Here is a 15745-nt window from a genome sequence, read left to right on the forward strand (position 1 = left end):
CGGCGCGAGCGACCGTGTCAGTACGCCGACACGCCGCGTCGGGCCGTACAAGAGCGGTCGCTCGCGGTGCATGCTGAGCGCGTGGCGGTCAGCAGAACTCGCCGGGCCAGGGCGGCCCGCAAGCGTAAGCGTCGACTCGGCGCCGTCGACAACGACCTCACGGCGCAACAGTGGCAAGCGTTGAAAGACGCGTGGAAGGGCTGCGCCTACTGCGGCGCGACGGATCGAGCGCTGCAACGCGACTGCGTCATGGCGATCTCCCGCGGCGGCCGGTACACCATCGACAACGTCGTACCGGCGTGCGCCTCGTGCAATACCAGCAAGTGCAACGACGAGGTCACCGCGTGGCTGCGGCGCAAGCGTCTCGACGAGCGGCGCTTCCTCGAGCGTTACGTCGAAATTCGTGCTGAGCTCGCACTCGATGCACAGTGACGCGCCCGCGAACGTGCGCATAACGCTGCGCTGGCGCGGCGTGTCGTGGTCAGACACGCACTCTCGCGCAACAACGGAAGGTGCGGTCAGGCCGGGGTGACGCCGGCGCTCATCACCCGCACGGCGCTGATCAACCCGTCCATCAGGTTGCCCTCTTTGAACGACGCCGCCGCCGCGGAGACGCCCAGCGGTGCGGCCTCTTCGATGCCGCGTCCCTTGACGTCGGCGCCGTAGACCACCTCGATCGCGTGCTGATCGGGCGAGACGGCCAGCAGCACGGCGTTGTTCGGGGTGGGCACCTGAGCGAGGATCTCGCGCGCGGTGGCCGCGGTGTCGTCGCCGAGATCGCCGATGTACACCGCGAACCGGGCCTTCGAAGCCCGCGAGCCGTACTTGAGCGCGTCGTCGAGGAACACCAGGTCCTTGGTCGGGAAGGGGTAGTCCAACGACAGCTCACCAGGCTGCGTGACACCGGAGATCCGGCCGCTGGAGGTGACCACCCAACCCATCGGGAGGTCGGTGTGCTCGAGCGCGGCCCGATGGCCGGTTACCGCAACGTCACCACTTGCCACTGGCGCCGCCTCCAATCGTCACCGCGTTGGACTGGTGTTCACCCACGTTTCCGCCGTGGGCCGCCGAGTCGGCCGCCACACTGCGTCCGGTCGCGTGCCCGTGATCGGCGGGCTCGTCGGACGCCCACAGGATCGGGGCGTGCTTCCAAGGGTCGGACATCTTGTAGCTCGCCGGGTGTGGGCCCTTCTTGCTCCAGATCATCAGGGCAAGCACAGCCGTCAGCCCGAGCGGCACCAAGGTCAATAGCAGGATTGTCGTTGTGGTGCTCACGTCGCAAACCGTATACCAGCCGCGTTTACGCCGCGCCCTCGCCCAGATATCGGACCCATGACGGGTCGAGTTCCTTGACGCTGGACAACAGCCGCCAGTGCTGGCCCTTCGGCGGAACGGGCACCGTGCGCAGCGACCACCCCAGCTCGGTGAGCAGCCGGTCGGCCTTGCGATGATTGCACGACGAACAGGCCGCCACGCAGTTCTCCCACGAGTGCACTCCCCCGCGGCTGCGCGGAACCACATGGTCGACGGTGTCGGCCTTACTCCCGCAGTAGGCGCAGCGAAACCGGTCGCGGTGCATCAACGCCGCGCGCGTCATCGGGATGCGCGCCCGGTACGGCACCCGGACGTAGGAGCGCAACCGGATGACCGAGGGCACCACGATCGATCGGGTCGCCGAGTGGATGACCGGCCCACCGGGATCGTCATGCACGACGTCGGCCTTACCGCACATCAACATGATGACCGCCCGCCGCATGGGCAGAGCGGTCAACGGTTCGTAGGTGGAGTTCAGCAGCAGCACACGGCGACGACCCCAGATCGACCCCTCGGTGGTACTCGGCGGATGGATGTCGACGCTGTGGAGGACGCGTGCCTGCGCGCCCGGTACCACCGACCCGGCTAGGGCGGTCGCGGCACCGTGACTCCGCTGGCCGGCCCTTTTGGACGGGCCTTTCTTGCGATGCGCCATACGTCCTCCGTCCGACAGTTCACCACGGATTCCTGTGAATCGCACGACAATTCTCGACGTGTTCGCAGGTCAGTCAGGTGAACATCGGGTGGTGCGCCCGCCTGACCTGGTGAATCCAGCAACAAGGAACAATGGTCGGCGTGACACAGCCACAGAGGTCGTTCTATGACGAAGTCGGTGGCCACGAGACGTTCCGCGTGATCGTGGCGCGGTTCTACGAGTTGGTCCGCGAGGACGAGATCCTGCGTCCGCTCTACCCCGAGGAGGACCTCGGACCGGCCGAGGTGCGGCTGCGGATGTTCCTCGAGCAGTACTGGGGCGGCCCCCGCACCTACTCCGACCAGCGTGGGCATCCGCGGTTGAGGATGCGCCACGCCCCGTTCCGGATCGGCTACATCGAACGCGACGCGTGGCTGCGGTGTATGCACACCGCGGTCGCGGAGATCGACTCGGACACCCTCGACGACGAGCACCGCAAAGAGCTGCTGGCCTACCTCGAGATGGCCGCCCATTCGATGGTGAACGCGCCGTTCTGATGACGAATTCTTGGTGGTCTGACGCGCTGTTCTACCAGGTCTATCCGCGCTCGTTCCGCGACAGCAACGGTGACGGGGTCGGCGACCTCGACGGGGTGACATCCGGCCTGGACTATCTCGAGGCGCTCGGCGTCGACGCGATCTGGCTCAACCCGGTGATGGTCTCGCCGATGGCCGACAACGGCTACGACGTGGCCGACCCGCGCGACGTCGACCCTCTGTTCGGCGACCTGGCGGCGTTGGACCGGCTCACCGCCGCCGCCCATGACCTGGGCATGAAGGTGACGATGGACCTGGTGCCCAACCACACCAGCTCCGCGCATCCGTGGTTTCAGGCGGCTCTTGCCGCGAGCCCGGGCAGCCGGCAGCGCGAGCGCTACATCTTCCGCGACGGCACCGGGCCCGGCGGTTCGAACCCCCCCAACAACTGGCTGTCGGTGTTCGGTGGGCCTGCGTGGACCCAGGTGACCGAAGCCGACGGCAACCCCGGCCAGTGGTATCTGCACCTGTTCGACGCCGAGCAGCCGGACCTCAACTGGGAGAACCCCGAGGTATTCGACGACCTCGAACGGACGCTGCGGTTCTGGCTCGACCGCGGCATCGACGGCTTCCGCATCGACGTCGCGCACGGGATGGCCAAGCCGCCCGGGCTTCCCGACATGAAGATTGTGGGACGCGAGATGCTGCTGGCCGAGATGGACGACGATCCCCGGTTCAACAACGACGGCGTGCACGAGATCCATCGCCGGATCCGGCGAGTGTTCGACGACTATCCGGAATCCGTTGCGATCGGCGAGGTCTGGGTCTACGACAACGAGCAGTTCGCACGCTACGTGCGTCCCGACGAACTGCATCTGGGCTTCAACTTCCGGCTCCTGCGCGCGGCGTTCGACGCCGCCGACATTCGTCACGCGATCGAGAACTCAATGGCCGCAGCCGAATTGGTGGACGCCATCCCGACGTGGACGCTGGCCAACCACGACGTCGACCGCGTGCCCACCCGCTACGGCGGCGGTGCCGTCGGCTTGGCCCGCGCCAAGGCGATGGCGCTGGTCATGCTGGCGCTGCCGGGGCCGGTGTTCATCTACAACGGTGAGGAACTGGGCCTGCCGAACGCCGACCTCCCCGACGAGGCGCTGCGCGACCCGGTGTGGGAGCGTTCCGGGCACACCCGCCGCGGGCGCGACGGCAGCAGGATTCCGATGCCGTGGGAGGGCGACACCCCTCCGTTCGGGTTCTCGGACAACCCGGACACTTGGTTGCCGATTCCCCCGGAATGGTCAGCGCTGACGGTTGAGAAGCAGTTGGCGGACCCCGATTCGACGCTGGCGTTCTTCCGTCGGGCTTTCGAATTGCGTTCACAGCGTGCCGAATTCGACGGTTCGACGGTCGAGTGGCTGGACTCGCCCGCCGACAGCCTGGTGTTTCACCGCACCGGCGGGCTGGTGTGCGTGCTGAACGCCGGCTCGCGGCCGATACCGCTGCCGGAGGGTCAGGTGCTGCTGGCGAGCGCGGAGGTGTCCGATGGCGCACTGCCGCCCGACAGCGCGGCGTGGTTGGTCTAGCGACTGCGCGCTCGCGGTGGCGCGAGCGACCGCAAAATGTACTCCTGTAGCGGCGTGTCGCTGTGCAAACACGGTCACTGACGGGAAGAAAGGTCAGCGCAGGACGACGGCGGGGTCGCCGCGGCGGCGGTACACCGAACCGAACCGCGCGTCGACGCGCAGCCACGTCGGCGTCACCCGCACCCGTACGATCTCATCAGCTCCTACCGCTGATCCCGACTGCGGCAGGAAACCCATTGCTGTCAAAGCGAATACACACCTCATCGGGATACCGACGCTGTCGTCGCCCGAACTGACCGCGACGACCTCCTGGTCCAGCAGCGACACCGGTGGACCGTGACTGCTGGAGTGCTCTTTGGCCAACTCCCCACCGCGCTGCGCCAAGTCGAGCACGACGCGGGCGGGTACATCGTCGAGGTGGACGAAGCCGGAGTCCGGCGGAAGCGCTCCGCGCCAGGCGGAATCCAGCGCGAAGCCGGGTTCGACGAAGCCGGTACCGTCGATGGTCCGCAGCCCCTCGACCAGAGTGTCGGCGCCCGCGGAAAGATCCGGCGGATTGACCCGACCCTCGACCACCCGGCTGGCCAGCACATCGAATCCCGTTGCGACCCAGGCGACCAGCACATCATCGGACCGTTGACGCAACCTGATCACCGCGGCTTCGTCAAGACGCAAAGCCCGCTCGGCGAATGTCGCCAGGTCTCCGCGATGCGGTAGCTCGGTCAGCCAGAGGCCCCGCTCGGATCGCGTCATCGTGTCCAGCGCTGCAGATACTCTTTTTGCTGCGGCGAAAGCCGGTGCAGCCGCTGTTCTTTGATGTGCACAGCGGCCAACTGGGTGTCCGCGATCACCGCCGGCTTCGAGTCCGGCGGCGCGCCCACCGATCGCACCTCGTACCCGACGGTGAAATCGACCGAGCGCACGCGCTTCGACCACATGGTCACCTGCAGCGGCGAGTCGATCAGCCGCAGCTGGGCCTTGTACGCGATGTTGACCTCGGCGATGAGCAAGCCGATCGTCTCGATCTCCGGGCCAAACGGTTCTCGCAGGAACGGAATCCGGGCTTCCTCGAGGATCGTCACCATGGTGGCGTGGTTGATGTGCTGATACATGTCGATGTCCGACCACCGCACATGGACCGGCGCGACAAACGTCGCCCCACTTGTGGTGCGCGCGAGATCAGCGCCTGTCATCGAGAAGTCCCCGTTCCACTGGTCCGTGTCATGCTGCGAATCTGACGCGCCGCCACCGACAGCGTCGCGAGGTCGTGCTGACCGCTTTCATGAATCTCGTCGAGCGTACGACGGGCGCGGTCGACCCGGGAACCGTTCGTCGTCTCCCATTCCGCGATCTTCTCCTCACCCGTCTCCTCAGGTTCACCCACCGCCAGCACGTCCAGGCACAGAGCGCGCAGCGACCCGTAGATGTCGTCGCGAATCGCCAACCGCGCCAACGAATGCCAGCGGTCGTCACGCTCGAGCCGCGACACCGCGGTGAGCAGGGTATCGGTGTTGAGGTAGTTCATCAGCGCGAAGTAGGTGTCGGCCACCTCGTCGGGTTCGCGCTCCACGATGTCCCCGATGTCGATGATGTCGAGAAGGCTGAACTGGTACAGCCCGGTGGCCAGCTCGTACGCCAGATCCTCGGGGACTCCGCGCGAGGTGAGGTCGTCGGTCTCCTTGGCCACGATGGCCTCGTCCTCACCACGCAGCCACTCGGACATCCGCGGTGTCAATGCCGCGACTTTGGCCGCGAACCGGTTGGTCTCGGCACCTACCGCCAGCGGCTGAGGACGGTAGTTGAGCAGCCAGCGCCCGGCCCGGTCCACCAGCCGCCGCAGATCCAGGGTCATCCGGTCGGTCACCGCAACCGAAACACCGTCGTCCCCCGCTGCGCGGATCTGCCGCCAGATGTCGTTGATCCCGAAGATCGCGTTGGCCGCGGCATAACTGCGCACAGCGTCCAGTGGGCCCACCCCGGCGTCCTCGCTGATGCGGTACACGTAGGTGATTCCGCTGGTGTCGATGACGTCGTTGACCAGCATGGTGGTGACGATCTCGCGGCGCAGTTCGTGCGACCGGATCTCCGCGGCGAACGGCTCACGCAGCTTCTCAGGGAAGTACCACGGCAGCCGGGAGGCGAACGCCTCCTGATCGGGCAGCTCGCTGGCCAGCACGTCGGCCTTCAGCGCAAGTTTGACGTGAGCCATCAGCGTGGCGAGTTCCGGTGAGGTCAAACCGATTCCGGCGTCGGTGCGGCGGTGGATCTCCTTCTCCGACGGCAGCGCTTCGAGTTCACGGTTGAGGCCGCGGTCGGCGACGAAGGCCTTGATCATGCGCGAGTGCACCGGAAGCAGGCTTGCCGCGTTGGCGCGGCTGGTGCCCATCAGATCGTTCTGATCCTCGTTGTCCCTGAGCACCAGCCGGCCGACCTCGTCGGTCATCGACAACAACAGTTCGGTGCGGTCTTCAGGGCTGACCTTGCCCGCGGTGACCAGCGAGTCGATCAGGATCTTGATGTTGACCTCATGATCGGAGCAGTCGACCCCAGCCGAGTTGTCCAGCGCGTCGGTGTTGATGCGGCCACCGGCGAGGTCGAACTCGATACGCCCAAGCGCGGTCACGCCGAGGTTGCCGCCCTCACCGACCACCTTGGCCCGCAACTGGTTTCCATTCACCCGGACCGGATCGTTCGCACGGTCGCCGACATCGGCGTCGGATTCGGATTCGGCTTTGATGTAGGTGCCGATACCACCGTTGAACAACAGGTCGGCGGGCGCCTTCAGGATCGCCTTGATCAGGTTGGGAGGGGTCAGCTCATCGACGTTGTCGTCGATGCCTAGAGCGGCGCGGGCCTGCGAGCTGATCTGGATCGACTTGTGCTCCCTGCTGTAGACGCCGCCACCCTCGCTGATCAGCGAGGAGTCGTAGTCCTCCCAGCTCGACCGCGGCAGCTCGAACAGGCGCTTGCGCTCCTCCCACGAACGCGCCGCGTCGGGATCGGGGTCGATGAAGATGTGGCGGTGGTCGAAGGCGGCCAACAAGCGAATGTGCTTGGACAGCAACATGCCGTTGCCGAACACGTCGCCGCTCATGTCGCCAACACCGACGACGGTGAAGTCCTCCGACTGGGTGTCGACACCCATCTCGCGGAAGTGCCGCTTGACTGACTCCCACGCGCCTCTGGCGGTGATGCCCATGGCTTTGTGGTCGTATCCCACCGAACCGCCCGAGGCGAACGCGTCGCCGAGCCAGAAGCCGTAGGACTTGGCGACCTCGTTGGCGATGTCGGAGAACGTCGCGGTGCCCTTGTCGGCGGCGACAACGAGATAGGCGTCGTCGCCATCGCGGCGCACCACATCCGGCGGCGGGGTGACCTGTCCGGACCCCTTGTCGACGTTGTCAGTCACATCGAGCAGACCGGCGATGAACAGCTTGTAACACGACACACCCTCGGCGCGTTGCGCTTCGCGGTCGTCGGCGACATCTCCGGTCGGAGTCGGCGGCTGCTTGACGACGAAACCGCCCTTGGCGCCGACAGGCACGATCACCGCGTTCTTGACGGCCTGCGCCTTGACCAGCCCGAGGATTTCGGTGCGGAAGTCCTCGCGGCGGTCCGACCAGCGCAAGCCGCCACGCGCAACGTAACCGAACCGCAGGTGCACACCCTCGACCCGCGGCGAGTACACGAAGATCTCGAACTTCGGTCGCGGCAGCGGTAATTCGTCGATCAGGCCGGGATCGAGCTTGAAAGACAACACGTCCTCGTACCGAGCCGACTCCTGCCGCCTGACAAAGTAATTGGTGCGCAGCGTCGCTTGGATCATCGACGCGAACGCCCGCAGCACGCGGTCGGTGTCCAGGCTAACCAGTGCGTCGATGTCGGCGCTCACCGCCGCCGCGGCCGCCTGGGCGTCACGACGTTTCGGGGCGTCCTCGTGCTCGTCCTCGAACGGACAGAACAGCGCCTCGAACAGTTCGACCAGCGAACGGGCGGTCTTGGCGTGGTCGTTGACGACGGCCTCGATGTGCGACTGACTGTACGGAAAACCCGCCTGCCGCAGGTATTTCGCATAGCTGCGCAGCACCGAGACCTGCTGCCAGTTCAGGCCGGCCCGCATCACCAGCTCGTTGAACCGGTCGGTCTCGGCGCGGCCGTGCCAGATCGCGGTCAGCGCGTCGGCGAAACGCGTGGCGGTTCCGGTTCGTTCGGATTCGGACTCGATCTGCGGGATCGACTTGTGCGGTGAGATTTTGAACTGGTAGATCCAGACCACGAGCCCGTCAGGCCGTTCGACGGTGAACGGTCGCTCTTCGAGAACCACCACGCCCATCGACTGCAGCATCGGCAGCAGATCGCTCAGCGACGCGGAGTGCCCACCCAGATACAACGTGAGCTGCGCGGTGCCTTCCTCGAGATCGGTGAGCACGGGTTGGATCGAACCGTCCTGCAGGTCTTCGATGACCGCGATGTCATCAATCGCGTCGAGTGGCGCGACCGCCTGCTTGTAGGCCTCGGGGAAGGCGGCGGAATAGTGTTGGGCCGTGCGCTGATTGATCGAACCCGTCTTCACCGCGCCGATCAACCGGTCGCCCCAGGTGCGCGCCGCTTCGGTGAGCAGATCCTGGATCCGCGACTCGTTGGCCGGGGATGTGTCGATGTCACGGGCGCCGGCGCCGTCAGGCATGCGTACCGCAAAATGAACTACTGCCCAAGGTGATTCGCTGACTCGAGCGGTGTACTCGATGCTGACCCCGCCGAGTTCGCGCACGAGGATGTCCTGCATCTCCAACCGCACGGCGGTGGTGTAACGGTCGCGCGGCAGGTACACCAGGCACGAGACGAACTGCGCGAGGGAATCGGCACGCATGAACAGCAACGTGCGCCGGCGGGATCCGAGGTCGACGACGGCCTTCACCATGTCCAGCACGTCCTGCGCCGACAGGGCGAACAATTCCGCGCGAGGGATGGTCTGGATGATGTCGAGCAGCAGTTGTCCGGGGTGGCTGGGGTCGTTGCGTGACAGCGACAGCGCCTCGTTCACCCTGCGTGAGATCAACGGAATCTCAAGAACATTGGCGTTCATGGCCGCCACCGTGAACAAGCCGACGAAGCGGTGTTCGATGACGGTCGGTCCGTGTTGTTCGCGGACGACCGCGATGTGAGGGTAGGCGCCGTATCGCAGATAGCTCGGAATGGTGGCCTGCGCCAACACGAGAAGGTCGTCGTCGTCGGTCAGCGGCGGCAGCACGTCGTGGCGCAACCGAAGCGCCCCCAGCCGGCTGGACGGATCGACCGACGACCGACCGTCCTGTATCGAACACCGCTGGTAGCCCAGCAGCACGAAATGCCCGTCGGCCAGCCATCGCAACAGCGCGGCAACGTCCTCGCGGTCGGGTCCGCGGAACCTGCCGCCGGTGTCGGTGGCCACGTCATGTGCCAACCGGCGCAGCGTCGACGACAGCTCGCCGGTGTCGAGCGCGACGTGACGCGCATCGGCGAGCACGCTCGGCAGCATCTGCGCCACCTGAGCGAGCGCCTTAGGGTCGACGGTCGCCGCGAGCTGGACATGGATCCAGGCCTCGAACACCCCGTCGCGGGACCCGCCGGCTTCAGCGGCCGGCGCGACATCGAGCAGTTCGCCTGCGCGCGCACGGTGTACCCGCAGCACCGGGTTCATGATCGCGGTGTAGGCGACGCCGAAGCGGTGCAGCAGCACCGTGACCGAGTCCATCACCATCGCGGAGTTGTCGGTGACGATCTGCAGTGCGGGGCCGAACCCGGCCGGGTCGTCGGCGCGGTACACCTCGACGCGGGTATCGCCGTAGGGACGGAAGCGACCGAGCCGGTGATGCGCGGCGATGAGGTTCGGCGTGACGACCTGATGCGCCGTCGCTGTCACCGGCATGGTGACTGTGGAATCGGCGGCGGGGGCGTCGGCGTGTGGGCCCCGGTAGGTCTCCAGATAGGCCCGCGCGAGTCGCCCCATGGTCTGGTCGTCGAGTCCAGGAGAGTGGTTGGCCCCGGTGACGCCGACCCCGGCGCCCGCTGATCTCCCGACGTCTCCCGGATTCACCGACATGCGACGCTCCTGAACTGTAGGCGCGGACCTCCGCCGTCGGATGTCACCACCAGCCCCGATGGGCGAAGCGGCTCCGCGGTCCGCAGAAGTCGACCCTAGTAGCCCGCGCGCGGGCTTTGCGGGTACCCCGCCGGATCAGTCGCGGGTGAGCTTTCGGTGCGTCACGCGGTGCGGGCGGGCGGCCTCTGCGCCGAGCCGTTCGACCTTGTTCTCCTCGTAGGCACCGAAGTTGCCCTCGAACCAGAACCACTTGGCCTCGTTGTCCTCGTCGCCCTCCCACGCCAGGATGTGGGTACACGTGCGGTCCAGGAACCACCGGTCGTGGGAGATCACGACCGCGCAGCCGGGGAAGCTCTCGAGCGCGTTCTCCAGTGATGACAGCGTTTCGACGTCCAGGTCGTTGGTCGGCTCGTCGAGCAGGATCAGGTTGCCGCCCTCCTTGAGGGTCAACGCGAGGTTGAGCCGGTTGCGTTCACCGCCGGACAGCACACCGGCCGGCTTCTGCTGGTCCGGGCCCTTGAAGCCGAACGCGGAGACGTAGGCCCGCGAGGGGATTTCGTTCTGGCCGACCTCGATGTAATCCAGCCCGTCGGAGACGACCTCCCACACCGTCTTCTTCGGGTCGATGCCCGCACGGCTCTGGTCGACGTAGCTCAACTTGACCGTCTCGCCGACCTTGACCGTGCCGCTGTCGGGCTGCTCGAGGCCCACGATGGTCTTGAACAGCGTCGTCTTACCGACACCGTTGGGACCGATGACCCCGACGATGCCGTTACGCGGCAGCGTGAACGACAGGTCCTTGATCAGCGTGCGGCCGTTGAAGCCCTTGTCGAGGTTCTTGACCTCGACGACAACGTTGCCCAGCCGTGGCGGCGTGGGAATCTGGATCTCCTCGAAGTCAAGCTTGCGAGTCTTCTCCGCCTCGGCGGCCATCTCTTCGTAGCGCTGCAGGCGGGCCTTGCTCTTGGCTTGGCGCGCCTTGGCGCCCGACCGAACCCAGGCGAGCTCGTCTTGGAGACGCTTCTGCAATTTGGCGTCCTTACGTCCCTGCACGGCGACGCGCTCGGCCTTCTTCTCCAGATACGTCGAGTAGTTGCCCTCGTACGGATAGGCCCGTCCGCGGTCGAGTTCGAGGATCCACTCGGCGACGTTGTCCAGGAAGTACCGGTCGTGCGTGACGGCGAGGATCGCGCCCTTGTACTCGGCGAGGTGCTGTTCGAGCCACTGCACGCTCTCGGCGTCCAGGTGGTTGGTGGGCTCATCGAGAAGGAGCAGGTCGGGCTTGGACAGCAGAAGCTTGCACAACGCGACCCGGCGACGCTCGCCTCCGGACAGATGGGTGACCGGCTCATCGGGCGGCGGGCAGCGCAACGCGTCCATCGCCTGCTCGAGCTGGGAGTCGATGTCCCAGGCGTCGGCGGCGTCGAGCTCCTCCTGCAGCCGGCCCATCTCCTCCATCAGTTCATCGGAGTAGTCGGTGGCCATCAGCTCGGCGACCTCGTTGTAGCGGTTCAGCTTCTCCTTGATCGCCACGCCTTCTTCGACGTTCTCGCGGACGGTCTTGTCCTCGTTGAGCGGCGGTTCCTGCTGCAGGATGCCCACAGTCGCTCCGGGCTGCAGGAACGCGTCGCCGTTGTTGGGCTGGTCCAGCCCGGCCATGATCCGCAAGACGCTCGACTTGCCGGCCCCGTTGGGACCGACGACGCCGATCTTCGCGCCCGGAAGGAAGTTCAGGCTGACGTCGTCGAGGATGACCTTGTCGCCGTGCGCCTTGCGGACCTTCCGCATCGAATAGATGAATTCGGCCATGCCGTGGGATGCCTTTCAGAAGTTGCGAGTCTCTCGGTGATGCTCGCGGACCATCGTAGGCGTGGCCCCGCCGGCGCAGCCGAGTGAGCTACTCGAGGCCTGCGCCGGCGGCTTCCCCGCGCTACGCGGTCAGGGGCAGCGCCGTGTCGGGCTGCTCCGTGTCGTCGTCATCACCGGTGTCTTCGGAGTGGTTGTCCGGGTCGGTGAACCGCTGTTCGGACTGCTGCCGGCCCCGGTCGATGCGTGCCGTGCACCGGGCCAGATCCGGCCCGACCGATGTGGCGCGCACTTCGACCGACGAGCGTCGGTTGCCGTCCCGGTCGTCGTATTCGCTTGTGTAAACGTGTCCGACGACGATAACGGGGTCGCCCTTGACCAGCGCCGCGCTGGGCCCGGCAACCACCCTCCCCCAGCAGTTCACCGTCACGAACAACGAGTTTCCGGGCTCCCATGTTCCCTCGGCCGTGCGGCGACGCGAGTTGCTCGCGACCCGGAACCGGACCATCTCCTGATCCCCCACCCGCCGATGGATCGGGTCGGTGACGATGTTGCCGACGATGGTGAACGGTGTCTCGAACATGACGATCTCCTGTTTCTTTGCGTTTGATTGCCGACCGCCTCGTGGCGTCTCGGTGACACCGCTATTGAGCGCCGCGGCGCCGACACCGGGACTTGGCGCGCTCCGTCACCCGGCGGCCCTGTGGATGAATTCGTCGTTGGGGATGGTGCGTTCGTCGTCGCCAGACCGACGTTTTGGCTGGCTTACCCACCCGCGATCGACCATTGCGTCGGTTTCGAGCCGGCGTCCCCGGAACCTACGGGCGCCAGCCCCGCGACAGCAGGGCGTTTCGCGCCTGCATGACGATGTCGGCCGCGCGGTCTTCCTTGATGACGTGGATGACGTGCCAGCCGAGCCGCTGCAGCACGCGGTTGACCTGAACGTCAAGCACGTACTGTCGTCGGCTGGTGAGGTGTTGTTCTCCGTCGTACTCCGCGCCGACTTTGAAGTCCTCCCAACACATGTCGATGCGCCGGACGTAGCGGTCCCACTCGTCACGGACGACGAATTGTGTGGCGGGGCGAGGTAGGCCGGCATCGATGAACAGCAGCCGCAGCCATGTTTCCCTCGGCGACTCGGCGCCACCGTCGACGAGCGGCAGCGCCGACCGTAGCCGGCGCAGGCCACGCACACCGCGATGACGTTTCGCCAGTAGTGCGACGTCCTCGGTGGCGAACGGGCACGCATTCATCAACGCGTCCAGGCGTGCGACCGCCCGGTCACGCGGCTGATGGCGGCCCAGGTCGAACGCGGTCCGGGCCGGCGTGGTCACCCGGATGCCCGCCACCGACGTGACCTCGTCCCCGTCCAGGGTCTCGTCGCGCACGATCAACCCGCGCTGGCGCCGGACCGCCGCGACCAACTCGATGGGAACGTCGTCCACGACCCATTTCGCCCCGTGCATCGCGGAGGCGGCCACGCCGGCGATCACCGCCGAAGGCGAGGCGAGGGATACGCCGACGATCCTCTCGCGCAGCGACACCTCGTGGCCTCGCGGGATATAGACGCCGCGGTACAGCGGCCGATACTGACTGCGCAGGCGCGCTCTCGTGAGGTGGCCGACGGCCACGGCGTCACGGCCGACGAACGGAATGTCCACACAGATTGGACGCCCGCGACCCCGTTCTGGCTCCACACACCTCGAAACCGACGCAATGGTCGATTCGCGGGCCGAAAACCAGCCAAAGCGTCGGTCTGGGCGCCGACTCGCCGGATCTCAGCGCGAAGAGGCGTCGCGGCGGGCGAGCTCGGCGAGCATCGCGTTGTAGGCGGCGAGCTCCGCGTCGTCGTCGCGGTCGGCGGCCCGGTCGATTCGTTTGGCCGTGCGCTGGTCGCTGCGCGTCCACTGGATCAGCAGCGCGAGCATCACCAGCACGAGCGGTACCTCACCAGCGGCCCAGGCGATTCCCCCGCCGGTGCGCTGATCGGCGAGCAAGTCGGTGTGCCAATCCAACTGCAGTGACCGGTAGAACGGCTCGCCCAGCACGGTTTTGGTGCCCATCAGCACCACACCGAAGAACGCGTGCAACGGCAGCGACGCGAACACCATCGCGACCTTGCCCAGGTGAGGAATCTGGCGCGGCGCTGGATCGATGCCGATCGTGACCCAGTAGAAGAGGTATCCGCTGAGCAGGAAGTGCAGATTCATCAGCACATGTGCGCCGTGCTTGTCGACCGCCGCATCGAACAGCCCGCCGAAGTAGAGCCCGTAGAAACCGGCGACGAAGATGACCGTCGCGATGATCGGCTGTGTCAGGAACCGTGACACCCGCGAATGCAACGCCGCCAACAGCCACTCCCTCGGACCCGGCGGCTCACCGCGGCCCGCGGTCGGCAACGCCCGCAGGGCCAGCGTCATCGGCGCGCCGAGCACCAGCAGGATCGGCACCAGCATCGACAGCGTCATGTGGGCGACCATGTGCATCGAGAACATGGCCGGCATGTAGCGGCCCAGCCCCGACGACGTCGCGATCAGCAGCGACGCGCAACCGCACAGCCAGCCCAGCGTCCGGCCGACCGGCCACGCGTCACCCCGACGGCGAAGCCGGCGCACACCGAGCAGGTAGACCACCGCGAGGACGATCGCGGCGGTGCCGAAGATCAGGTCGAAACGCCAGTCGAGCAGGATCCGCTCGACGGTTGGCGGGCCTGCGAGGTCGTATCCGATCGCCACCTCGACGGGGCTGGGCTGTTCGGCCAGCGGCGGTGGAGGAGTACGACCGAGCCCGACCGCGATGCCGAACGTCGCGCCAAACAGCAGCGCCTCGAGCAGCGCCAGACGCACCAGCGGACCGCGCGCGTCCGGGTCTTCCTGCAACGCGGCCACCGCGGAGCGGCGTTGCCACCACCCGATCACCGCAAGCAGGGCCAATGCGCAGATCTTCGCGACGATCAACCAGCCATACTCGGTGCGCACCAGGTCGGCCGGTTCGACGCGCACGAGCGCGTTGATCACGCCGCTGACGGCCATGACGACGAAGCACCAGAACGCGAGCGCCGAGAAGCGGCGGGCGGCGAGGTCGGCGTGCTTACCGCGCCGCATCCCATGCACCAGCAGGGCGAGCAGCCCGCCCGCCCACAGCGCAGCGGCACCCAGGTGAAACAACAGGCTGTTGGTGGCCATGTCGTGGGCGCCGCCGGTGGATGAATGCCCGGCCAGCCCGAGCGGGATCAGCGTCGTCAACGCCCCGCCCAGCAGGACCGGCGTCCAGGACCAGCGCAGCACCGGCAGGCTGGCCACCGTGACGGCGGCGGCCAGGAACGCCGTCCACCGCCACGCGCTGGCCATTTCGACGAGGTCGGCCGCCGACCAGACGGCCACCGGGTCGAGGGTCTGGCTCAGTGGTTGACCGGAGACGTCGGACACCGTCAGCGGAACCATCAGCGCCGCGCATACCGTCCACGCCGCGGACGCGCCGGTGCCCAGGCGCAGCGCGCGGTACCCGCCGGCGTCGAGCACGCCGTTGGTTTGAGGCGGCGTCAGGAACGCGGCGAACAGGAAGGACCCGACGGCGGTGACCGCCGCGATCTCGCCTGCGGCCCGCACGAACGGCAGGCCGTAGGTCGTGATCGGCCCGGGATCCGGCAGTCCGGTCGCACTCAGCGCGTCGGCCAGCGACAGAGCCCCGATACCCGCGGCGATCGTCCCCGCCAGGACTGCCACCCCGACCAGCACCGGCCATACCGCGCTGGTGCGCACGCCCGATGCCGTCGTCGTCATCCCAC

The 15745-nt window shown here is 66.9% G+C and carries 13 protein-coding genes; 3 read left to right on the top strand and 10 right to left on the bottom strand.

Features of this window, described 5'->3' with window-relative positions; translation table 11 throughout:
- Positions 1–81: 81 nt before the first annotated feature.
- A complete protein-coding gene (locus tag AU192_RS13520; RefSeq protein ID WP_064396903.1) occupies positions 82–432 on the top strand; it encodes an HNH endonuclease in 351 nt (116 codons plus the stop codon).
- A gap of 86 nt (positions 433–518) precedes the next feature.
- Here the strand turns inward: AU192_RS13520 and AU192_RS13525 are convergent, their stop codons facing one another.
- Genes AU192_RS13525 through AU192_RS13535 form a run of 3 tightly spaced genes read right to left on the bottom strand, consistent with a single transcriptional unit; the run spans position 519 to position 1969 of the window.
- On the bottom strand, positions 519–1004 hold the full coding sequence (locus AU192_RS13525) for a DUF5130 domain-containing protein (protein WP_064396905.1): 486 nt from the start codon (positions 1002–1004) through the stop codon (positions 519–521).
- On the bottom strand, positions 991–1275 hold the full coding sequence (ctaJ, locus tag AU192_RS13530) for an aa3-type cytochrome oxidase subunit CtaJ (protein WP_174522786.1): 285 nt from the start codon (positions 1273–1275) through the stop codon (positions 991–993). Before ctaJ ends, AU192_RS13525 begins: the two co-directional genes overlap by 14 nt.
- A 25-nt stretch (positions 1276–1300) precedes the next feature.
- Positions 1301–1969, bottom strand: coding sequence for an HNH endonuclease (locus AU192_RS13535; protein ID WP_064396907.1), 669 nt, complete (start codon positions 1967–1969; stop codon positions 1301–1303).
- Positions 1970–2100: 131 nt separating this feature from the next.
- Here AU192_RS13535 and AU192_RS13540 point away from each other — a divergent pair, with 131 nt between their 5' ends.
- Together AU192_RS13540 and AU192_RS13545 are read left to right on the top strand one after the other, a co-directional pair.
- Entirely contained in the window at positions 2101–2505 is a 405-nt protein-coding gene (locus AU192_RS13540; protein ID WP_165593302.1) for a globin, read from the top strand.
- Positions 2505–4070 carry a glycoside hydrolase family 13 protein gene (locus AU192_RS13545; protein ID WP_064396910.1) on the top strand — a complete coding sequence of 522 codons (1566 nt, stop codon included), beginning with the start codon at positions 2505–2507 and terminating at the stop codon, positions 4068–4070. The genes AU192_RS13540 and AU192_RS13545 overlap by 1 nt, the downstream gene beginning before the upstream one ends.
- A 93-nt stretch (positions 4071–4163) precedes the next feature.
- Here AU192_RS13545 and AU192_RS13550 read toward each other — a convergent pair whose 3' ends face one another.
- From AU192_RS13550 to AU192_RS13580, 7 genes are all read right to left on the bottom strand, one after another.
- On the bottom strand, positions 4164–4823 hold the full coding sequence (locus AU192_RS13550) for a DUF8185 domain-containing protein (RefSeq protein WP_416171886.1): 660 nt from the start codon (positions 4821–4823) through the stop codon (positions 4164–4166).
- Entirely contained in the window at positions 4820–5263 is a 444-nt protein-coding gene (locus AU192_RS13555; RefSeq protein ID WP_064396911.1) for an acyl-CoA thioesterase, read from the bottom strand. Before AU192_RS13555 ends, AU192_RS13550 begins: the two co-directional genes overlap by 4 nt.
- Positions 5260–10152 (bottom strand): NAD-glutamate dehydrogenase, encoded by a 4893-nt coding sequence (locus tag AU192_RS13560; protein ID WP_064396913.1) that lies wholly within the window; start codon positions 10150–10152, stop codon positions 5260–5262. The genes AU192_RS13555 and AU192_RS13560 overlap by 4 nt, the downstream gene beginning before the upstream one ends.
- Before the next feature lie 135 nt (positions 10153–10287).
- A complete protein-coding gene (ettA, locus tag AU192_RS13565) occupies positions 10288–11961 on the bottom strand; it encodes an energy-dependent translational throttle protein EttA (RefSeq protein WP_064396915.1) in 1674 nt (557 codons plus the stop codon).
- Between the two features lie 121 nt (positions 11962–12082).
- A complete protein-coding gene (locus AU192_RS13570; RefSeq protein ID WP_064396916.1) occupies positions 12083–12541 on the bottom strand; it encodes a single-stranded DNA-binding protein in 459 nt (152 codons plus the stop codon).
- Positions 12542–12776: 235 nt separating this feature from the next.
- Positions 12777–13619, bottom strand: coding sequence for a hypothetical protein (locus tag AU192_RS13575; RefSeq protein ID WP_064396918.1), 843 nt, complete (start codon positions 13617–13619; stop codon positions 12777–12779).
- Positions 13620–13736: 117 nt separating this feature from the next.
- Entirely contained in the window at positions 13737–15740 is a 2004-nt protein-coding gene (locus tag AU192_RS13580; protein ID WP_064396920.1) for a bifunctional copper resistance protein CopD/cytochrome c oxidase assembly protein, read from the bottom strand.
- Between the last annotated feature and the right edge of the window lie 5 nt (positions 15741–15745).

It is taken from the genome of Mycobacterium lehmannii (assembly GCF_001499925.1).
GTDB classification, from domain to species: Bacteria; Actinomycetota; Actinomycetes; order Mycobacteriales; family Mycobacteriaceae; genus Mycobacterium; species Mycobacterium lehmannii.